Consider the following 1,622-nt stretch of genomic DNA (forward strand, 5'->3'; position numbering starts at 1 on the left):
GAAATCGTCCCGGCCCGCAACGCCGCCAGGGATAGCGGGAGTGCCGTTGTCAGTGCCCGGGCCTCGGACAAGAGCGCCCCGGCGGTGCGTTCGCTCACGGTCAGGACACAGGCCACCTCGGCCACCAGCGCCATCTCCTGGACGGCGCGGTCCCGCACGGATCCCGCCGGCGGGGCCAGGAACCTGGCCGCCTGCGCGTAGTCGGCGGCCAGCGTCACCTTCAGCGCCGCCGTCCGGGCCTCCAACCGGGCCACCTCAGCCAACCCGTCCAGCAACCCGTCCGCCAGATCCCGCAACGGATCAGCGTCCCGCAGGGCATCAGCATCCCGCACGGCATCAGAGTCACCCACGGCATTGGCCTCCCGGTCAGCGGCGGGCAGATCAGACCGGTCCGCGCCGGACCCGAGCAAGGCAGCCAGCACAGCAACAGACGCGGCAACGGCCTCCACCGCCGCCCTGGCGTCCGCGMCGGCGTCCATACCGCCATCMACGCCCGAGGCTGCTCTGCTCTCCACACCCACAGCATCTCAGGAGCCACCGACAAAAATGGCGACATGGCCTGTTCTCGACGCGGGTGCTGTCTTAATCACCAAAAATCGTTTGAGAGCTGGTGTTCGGGCCGCTCCGCATATCCAACAATCGTGCCGATTCTACTGAGGCAATGTTGCAAGCGGCCCTTGCACCCTTGGAGAGTCGGGCCAGGTTTGGGTGCGCGAGTTCAGACAGGGCAGCAGTGACGTTGGCTGGAGCCCCGCTCAGGTGGCCTGTGCCAGAGTCTCCGAGAGTCGTGGGAGTATTTGTCCGCGCCAGCCGCCGCCCATAATCCGGTGGGCGACCACGTGGCTGGGCTCCTCCGGGTCAAATCCTTCATGCACGAGGAACAAGCGGGTACCGCTGCCTTCTGGGACCAGCGTCCACGTGACGGTACTGCTCAGGTTGTTGCCGGCATTGGCATCCCGCCAGGAGATCCGCAGAAGTCTTTCCGGATCGATTTCGAGCACTTCGCTCGCGACCAGGCCGCTGAAGCCTGCGGCAGGCACCGGCGTTCCCCGCATCGTGTATCGGTGACCGACCACCGGCTGGAAGTCGTTCTCCATGAGCCACGTGGCGATCAGGTCCGGTTCTGTGAGCGCACGCCACACCTTCGAGGGCGGGTGGGGGAGAAATTCGTCGAGTTCAATCGCGGTCAATGTGGCTGACATCATGGGTCCTTGAGGTTGTCGAGGGTGGTGTTCAGGTCTTTCAGGCGGCCGCGCCAGAACATCTCGAACGKAGACAACCACGAGGCGACGTCTGCCAGGGGCTCGGGCGTCAAGGTGTAACGGATCGCACGGCCATCGCGTTGCTCGGAAACGAGGCGCCGATCCAGGAGGACCTTCATGTGCTCAGACACGCTGGGCCGGGCCATGTCGAACTGCTCCGCAATTTCGCCGGCAGTTCGAGGGCCACGAAGCAGGAGGAAAAGAATGTCCCGCCTGGTCGGGTTGGCCAGCGCGCCAAAGAGCAGGTCGGCCGGAGAGTCTTTCGTTCTGACAGGCACCGTACGACTTTATGTAGGAAAAAAGCCTACGCGTCAAACGTTGCTGGACGGTATTCGGATGGAGACCGCGCCGGGACCACAT

At 64.8% G+C, this 1,622-nt stretch carries 2 protein-coding genes and 1 pseudogene; all 3 read right to left on the reverse strand.

Annotated elements, in window-relative coordinates:
* Positions 1-479 (reverse strand): annotated as a pseudogene (locus AC1DBQ_RS23230) (hypothetical protein); the annotation flags it as partial.
* Between the two features lie 276 nt (positions 480-755).
* Positions 756-1,202, reverse strand: coding sequence for an SRPBCC family protein (locus tag AC1DBQ_RS23235; protein ID WP_476930738.1), 447 nt, complete (start codon positions 1,200-1,202; stop codon positions 756-758).
* Positions 1,202-1,540 carry an ArsR/SmtB family transcription factor gene (locus AC1DBQ_RS23240; protein ID WP_476930739.1) on the reverse strand — a complete coding sequence of 113 codons (339 nt, stop codon included), beginning with the start codon at positions 1,538-1,540 and terminating at the stop codon, positions 1,202-1,204. The genes AC1DBQ_RS23235 and AC1DBQ_RS23240 overlap by 1 nt, the downstream gene beginning before the upstream one ends.
* Positions 1,541-1,622 lie beyond the last annotated feature (82 nt).

It is taken from the genome of Arthrobacter sp. 10T413_2 (assembly GCF_056394205.1).

Bases quoted from the DNA above. Each gene is read 5' to 3' on its own strand.
- AC1DBQ_RS23235 (WP_476930738.1), bottom strand. From the start codon at position 1,202: ATGTCAGCCACATTGACCGCGATTGAACTCGACGAATTTCTCCCCCAC.